At 60.9% G+C, this 6700-nt stretch carries 5 protein-coding genes; 3 read left to right on the forward strand and 2 right to left on the reverse strand.

The genetic code is table 11. The annotated features are described in order from the left end of the window. Window positions 1-1326: MFS transporter (locus L0G76_RS13010; protein WP_304357606.1), on the reverse strand; the 1326-nt coding region annotated here is incomplete at its 3' end. A 187-nt stretch (window positions 1327-1513) separates the two neighbouring features. Here L0G76_RS13010 and L0G76_RS13015 point away from each other — a divergent pair. Together L0G76_RS13015 and L0G76_RS13020 are read left to right on the forward strand one after the other, a co-directional pair. Further along, window positions 1514-2329: a PaaX family transcriptional regulator gene (locus L0G76_RS13015; protein WP_069599852.1), complete on the forward strand. Its 816-nt coding sequence runs from the start codon at window positions 1514-1516 to the stop codon at window positions 2327-2329. Between the two features lie 177 nt (window positions 2330-2506). Continuing rightward, on the forward strand, window positions 2507-3466 hold the full coding sequence (locus L0G76_RS13020) for a DUF4190 domain-containing protein (RefSeq protein ID WP_226833507.1): 960 nt from the start codon (window positions 2507-2509) through the stop codon (window positions 3464-3466). 210 nt (window positions 3467-3676) lie between these two features. Here L0G76_RS13020 and L0G76_RS13025 read toward each other — a convergent pair whose 3' ends face one another. Then, window positions 3677-5464, reverse strand: coding sequence for a hypothetical protein (locus L0G76_RS13025; RefSeq protein ID WP_304357607.1), 1788 nt, complete (start codon window positions 5462-5464; stop codon window positions 3677-3679). An 83-nt stretch (window positions 5465-5547) separates the two neighbouring features. On the opposite strand from L0G76_RS13025, the gene L0G76_RS13030 reads away from it, so the two are divergent. Further along, window positions 5548-6444, forward strand: a complete 897-nt coding sequence (locus tag L0G76_RS13030; protein WP_304357608.1) for a hypothetical protein — start codon at window positions 5548-5550, stop codon at window positions 6442-6444. The last annotated feature ends 256 nt before the right edge of the window (window positions 6445-6700 follow it).

Genomic DNA, 6700 nt, shown 5'->3' on the forward strand with positions numbered 1-6700 from the left:
GGCAGCCGGTGTCTCGGCGAAGCGCTGTTCGGACAAGGTCCGTGACTTCGTCTCACCGAGTCGCCAGATGCAGAGGATGCTGATGGCGGCCACGACGAGGAGAACGATGGACAGCGGAATGGTCGACGGTGATCCGGTGGAGCTCATGATCGCGGCGAAGAGGACGGGCGAGATGCCCGCGCCGATGCCGGCGATCTGATAGCCGAGTGAGGCACCGGTGTAGCGGTGCTCGGTGTCGAAGAGCTCCGAGTAGAGACCGGCCAGCGGGCCGTAGATCATCGGGTGGATGATGCCTTGGCCGACGACCATGCCGATGGTGATGATGATGCCGTTCTTCGTCTCCAGCAGGGGGAAGAGGGCGAAGCCCCAGACGGCGATGAACACGGCCCCGGCGATGACGAGGGGCCTGCGTCCGATCGTGTCGGAGAGGCGGGACCAGCCGATGATGCCGAAGATCGCGAAGAAGGAGGAGAAGGACAGGGCGTTGAGAATCGTCTGCCGTTCGATGCCGATCTGCACGCCGTAGGCGATGGAATAGGTGGTGAGCAGTCCCTGGAACATGAAGGCGGACAGGCCCACGCCCACTGCGAGCAGCAGTGTCAGCGGCTGCTTGCGCAGAGTGGCGAGGATCGGGATGCCAGCCTTGGGCGTGCGCTTCTTCGCTGCGAGGAACTCTGGTGACTCATCGACAGCGGAGCGGACGATGACGCCGATGACCAGCAGGAGGACCGAGGCGAGGAACGGCAGTCGCCAACCCCAGGCGATGAAGGCGTCGGGGCCCATGGCTGCGAGGGTACCGGCGATGACGAGCGCGGAGACGAGCTGGCCGGTGGGTGCCCCGGCGCTGGTGAAGCTGGCCCAGAAGCCGCGGTTGGACGTGGAGTGTTCGGCGGACATGAGCATGGCCCCGCCCCATTCGCCGCCGATGGCCACGCCTTGGATGACGCGGATGAGGATGAGAAGGACGGGGGCGATGAGCCCCGCCTGGTCGTAGGTGGGCAGCAAGCCGATTGCGGTCGACGCGATGCCGATGGTGAACATGCTGACGATGAGCATGCGCTTGCGGCCCAGCTTGTCGCCGAAGTGGCCGAAGATGATGCCGCCCAGGGGCCGGGCCAGGTAGCCGGTGGCGAAGGTAGCCAGGCTGGCCAGGGTGCCGATGGCCGGGGTGAGGTTGGAGAAGAAGACGTCCTTGAAGACGAGTGCTGCGCAGACGGAGTAGACGAAGAAGTCGTAGTACTCGATGACACTGCCCAGGTACGCCGAGGCGGCTGCTCGTTTGAGCATCGGTGTCGATTTGGTCTGTGTGGATTTCGCGGAAGCCATGTGATCCTCGCTGATTGTGTGGCTTGGCTGTGGGTGGCTCGTCGTTCTGTGCGGTGTCCTGTGCCGGGAAGGGGGCCGATCGCCGCTGACCGAACCGTTTCCAATACTATGCAATATTATGTTGTGACGTCAATGAAATGCGATTAATAGATGGTTCGGAGCGACGTAGAGACCGTAAAGTAGAGGCATGACGGTTCACCCGCAGTCACTCTTCTTCGCGCTCGCCGGCCTGCACATGCTTGATGACCCCAGGCCGCTGAGCGGGGCCTCGATCGTGTTCGTCATGGGCAGGCTGGGCGTGGGGGAGTCGGCGGCCAGGTCCGTGCTGCAGCGGATGGCGGCGAAGAACTTCATCGTGCGACACAAAGAGGGCCGCAAGACCTTCTACACGCTCTCCGATCGCGGACGGGCGATTCTGCGCGAGGGTCAGGAGAAGATGTTCGCCGGCTGGCAGCCCCAGGATTGGGACGGCCGATGGACCTTTGTGCGCATCCAGGTGCCCGAGTCGAAGAGGACACTGCGCCACCAGATGGCGTCGAGGCTGTCGTGGGCTGGTTTCGCTCAGGTGGATGGCGGCCCTTGGGTGGCTCCCGGGCCGCATGATGTTGCCACGATACTGGGGCCGGAGCAGTCGGTGATCTCTCCGATTGTCGTCTATGGCGAGCCTCAGCCCCCGACGTCCGAAGAGATGCTGGCAGGCGCTTTCGACCTGGCGGAGTTGGCCGCCGACTATGAGTCGTTCGGCGAGAAGTGGCGAGCTGTTGATCCGGATTCACTGTCGCCGGTTGACGCGCTGGTCAAGCGAGTCGAGCTCCACTTGGATTGGCTGGCTCTTGCGCGTACGGACCCGCAGCTGCCAGCGACGTTGTTGCCGAAGGGATGGCCGGGGGCCGCGCAGAGTATTTCGTTTCGAGAGCTAGATGCTGAGTTGGGCACTCGGGAAGTTCATGCAGTGTCGGGTTTTTTCGCGGGAGATCTGAATGAACTCTATTCATTTTTGTGACAAGAATCACGTGTTGAGGGAGTATTGAAGACTACGCACGTGACCGAATATTCATGAGAGGTGCTAGCGATAGTAACGGTTGTATAACCATCGGAGTAGTTGAGGTTCCTTGGAAAATATCTGTGTTTCCTGGAGGGTATTCTGATAGAAAATTGAACTTTCTAGTACCGAGGTAGCATGAGCCAGAACTTTGACCCCAACAGCCGTCCGTCGCAGAGCCCAGCCCAGGGGCAGTCCCAGGCTCCTCAGTATCAAGAGCCCGCCATGCAGGCCAACGGCCAACCGCAGTACAGCGGTGGCCCGCAGTACAGCGGTGCCGATGCGTACGGCGTCAACGGACAGCAGGCTGGTGGAAACTTCGCGCAGCCGCCAAAGAAGCGTCAGAAAAACGTGATGGGTATCGTAGCGTTTATAATCGCTATTGTCGGGTTCATCTTCGGATGCATCCCGGGCGCACTTATTATGGGATGGATTCTTCTTCCAATTGCGTTCCTTTTGGCAATCATTTCGTTTTTTCTTAAGGGCGGAAAAGGATTCTCCATTTCGGCATTGATTTTGTCGGTCGTTGGAACCATCGTGGCGATTCTTGTGTTCTTCTTTGTGGTTGCTTCCTCGGTCGACGATGCTTTCAGCGATGATGTGTCAGCGGAGGCCCCGGCTGAAGAAGTCGTGGACGAGGCCGGCGATGCAGAGGAAGCTGGAGCCGAAGAAGGTACCCGAGAGAACCCATACGCTGTCGGAACCAAGATCAGCAGCGAAAACTGGGACATGACGATTACGAACGTCACCTTGGATGCCACCGACGAAGTCCTTGCAGAGAGCGAGCTCAACGAGACGCCAGATTCCGGCAACCAGTACATGATGATCGACGTCGAAATGACATATACAGGCGACGCACCCGACGGGGAAATGCCGATGGCCACCTTTGAATACGTTTCAGCTGGCGGCAATACTTTTGATGGCCTCGACGACATGGTGGTAGCGCCGAACGCGCTCGACACGTTGGAGAACATGTACAACGGTGCATCGACTTCCGGGTCCATTGCCATCCAGATTCCATCAGAAGACGCCGAAGCCGGTGTGCTGGCAGTCAACCCTGACATGCTCGCTGACAAGGTCTATGTCGCAGTGAAGTAGGAACCGCCGGAAGCTGTCTGCCGACGTTGACCTACCCCTGCAATATGATTCCCCGTTGTGACGCCCCTCTGTCTTCGGTTCGTTGCACTTGACGTGCAACATTCGGTATGAGGAGGGGTTTCATCGGGGTCTACGGCATGTGCGCGCTCCAAACAGATGTCGTGGCAAGGAGGCCTGAGTCACTGGCCGCATACCGGCCCTCTTCGCCCCTCACTCAATAGTGGCGTCGCGCATCGCCATGAGGTCCGCCCGCGCCAGTGATGTCAGCAACGCAGGATCACCCAGATCGAGCTCCTGGGCCTCCAGCGAGTAGGAGACGTTCTTGAGCATCGACTTAGCCCGTGCAGTCGGCTGTGTCGTGGCCCCAGCGGCCAACATCATCGTCTGAATCGTGCGCTGGCGAACCTCGGCGATGAACCACCGGTTGTTCTTTCCCGCGATCCAGCACAGAGCGGCGATCGCCGGCGGGTGGGCGAAGCCCCGGCGGAATGCTGCAGGGTTCGTCCGAGCTGTGAGATTCAGGATCCGCAGTACGGCAGTCGTCATCTCCGGATCTCGGAAATGGGCGTCGGCGAAGCGGGCCAGGTCGGCGGCCAGCGCCTGAACTTGAGGGAGCACCTTCGGGCTGATGCCGTCGGTGCTGAAGTCCTCGGCGGGCAGCGGCTCCTCATCGAGGGAGGCGAGATTCTCCTCACCGCCTGCCCGCAGTCGAAGTTCTTCCCTCCAGAGTTTGGCGTCCTCCGCAGTGATCGCCCGAGGATCGAATCCTCGACCGGAGTTCGGATCGAGCCCCATTGTGCTGAGCTGTTCGATCAGCCCTTCTGGCAGTTCGACATCCGATGGCAGGCCCAGAAGGTCTGCGAGCCCAGAGGCGGGGGCCCCGGATGCGCTGGAACCCTCGGATACGCGGCGGCGATACTCGGGGAGAGCTTCATCAATCGCCTCGAGGGCCGAGGTTGTGAACTCCGGCGAGGTGCCTGAGCGCTCATTGGCGAATCGAACCACTGCGGCAAGGACTGTGGGCATGCTGAGCATGAACTCGTCATCTGCGAGGACCTTGCGCGGGTAGAGATCGCCCATGATCATATTGACAGCGGTCGCGCCCCATTTGAGTGGCTCGCCGGACCCGTGGGTGAGCTGAAAATCGAAGAGACGTTCAGCGTGCATCGCGGCATCGGATCGGATCTCCTGTGCCCAGGACGAAGCGAGGAAATCGGTGACCAGAGAGCCGATCTCGTCTTCCGTCCATTCGTGGGGTTCCTCAACCTCTCCGCCGTCAGGCAGGAGCCGCAGCATCCAGGCCAGGAGCAGTCGCACCGAGGGCCAGGTGTCGGTTTCCGTGGGTGGCATCATGTGGTCGCCGTGATCGACGAATTCCTCGATCTGGGCGCGCGCATTCGCCAGCGTCAGTTCGATGTGATCGGAGGGCATCTGCGGATTGTCCGCGGCCAGTCGCTGGATCGAATCGATGGTGTCGTCGATCGGATAGCAGTCCTCGAGGTAGGGGATGCCCAGCCGGGTCACTGCCACAGCCATCGTGACAGGCTGCCCTGAGAGCGAGAATTCGACGAACAGTGTCTCTTCGTGGCCGAGCTCGTGGCGCAGTGAAGCAGCGGCGACAGGTGACACTGAATCAAGGCTGCGCAGCCACTCCGGTAGTGACTGTGACCTGGAATCGACGGCACGGTGGATGCGTCGTCGCAACAATGGGTCGTCGAACATGGCGGCCCAGATGAGCAGGAGCGCGTCGGTCTCTGGCGCCGCTGATTCCATCATCGCCGAGGTGAGGGTAAGGAACTGCTCCGAGAGCGGGCTCGACTCGACTTTGGGAGGCATCGAGAATGGTGATGAACCATCGTCCTCGTCGACATTGGCGGCGTACCCCATGGAGCTCGCGGCCAGAAGCAGCGGGACAGGACTCGGATCGGCAAGGACAGCCGAGAGCTCGGCGAGAAGGTCGGGTTCGTCGCTCGGTGGCTCCGGTGGCTGTGAAGGCATGATCCCACGCTATTGCATCAGAGGCTGACATGCATCGGATTCGATGAGCTCGCCGCGCATGTGATTGTTACTCTGAACGGGTGGTGGCCAAGAAATTCGATCGTACGCAGTTCTTCCGCACAACCTCGGGCTTCGACCGTGACGACCTGGAGAAGGTGCTCTGGACTCTCTACTGGCGCGGCGACGCCCGGACGCGAGAACGGGTCGAGGAGCTCATCGACCCGTCTCAGGTGACCGTCACGGCCCCTGCGCCGCCATCGGCCGAAGTGGTTCGCAGAAACGTCAAGGAGTTCGCTGCTCTGGCTCGTGCCGGAGCATATCTTGCACGCGATCGTCGGGTCTCGCCCAAGGAGCGCACGCGGTGGCGGTTCACCTACAAGGACCACTTCGCACAATCGTTCGCGGCTCTGTCGGCCGGAACCGGTGAAGAGATTCGCCCTGCCGTCGAGGCTGTGAGCACACTCATCACTCTGGCCTGCGAAACCGAAGGGTTCGACTACTTCCGCTCCGAGGACCCGATCGAAGCATCGAAGGTCGTGATCTCAGAGATGGTCGACCAACTGTGGACTGGTATAGGCCGGGCTCTGGGCCCGGAGGAGCTGTGCCGACTCTCGGCCGTTCAGATCGTTCACTGGGAACGCAAATACGGGTGGACTCGTTTCGGATTCGGCCGAACGTCAGAAAAGGAATCGACGTTGGCCGAGGTGCTGCCTCGTCACCTGCTGACCCCCGACATGTGGAGCAGCTTCACCGAGCACTACATTCATGAACTCGACACGGTGGCGGGCAAGAAGTCACCGAGCTACGGCACGGTCTCCGCACGGACCGATGCCTTGGAGCCGCTCAACAAGTCACTCATCGAACGTCTGCACGCGTCAGGGGCAGATGATCGCATCGCTGCACTGCTGGACAATCGGGGTCTGACTGCGAACGGCAGAAAGAGACTGCGGGGCTATCAGCGGGCGCTCGATTCCAACTGAATCTGCCATCCGCAATGGTCTTCAGTCGCGTCGAATTCGCCCTGAGAAGGCTCGGCGAGCTTCTTTGACCAATCGTCGCCGTCAACCCGATCGCCCTTCTACGAACTCCACTGCTCAACGAAGAGAGCTCAGCATGCCGTTGCGCTGAGGTGCCGTTGCCCCCGCAATGTTCGTTATTGTCGAAGTCGGTAGATCGAGGCGGACCAGCAACAGGTTCGGATTCCTGTCCAGGAGGAGGTGAGGCCCGTGTGTAGTT

The organism is Brevibacterium picturae (genome assembly GCF_030453725.1).
Classification (GTDB): domain Bacteria; phylum Actinomycetota; class Actinomycetes; order Actinomycetales; family Brevibacteriaceae; genus Brevibacterium; species Brevibacterium sandarakinum_A.

Bases quoted from the DNA above. Each gene is read 5' to 3' on its own strand.
- L0G76_RS13015 (WP_069599852.1), top strand. From the start codon at position 1,514: ATGACGGTTCACCCGCAGTCACTCTTCTTCGCGCTCGCCGGCCTGCAC.
- L0G76_RS13020 (WP_226833507.1), top strand. From the start codon at position 2,507: ATGAGCCAGAACTTTGACCCCAACAGCCGTCCGTCGCAGAGCCCAGCC.
- L0G76_RS13025 (WP_304357607.1), bottom strand. From the start codon at position 5,464: ATGCCTTCACAGCCACCGGAGCCACCGAGCGACGAACCCGACCTTCTC.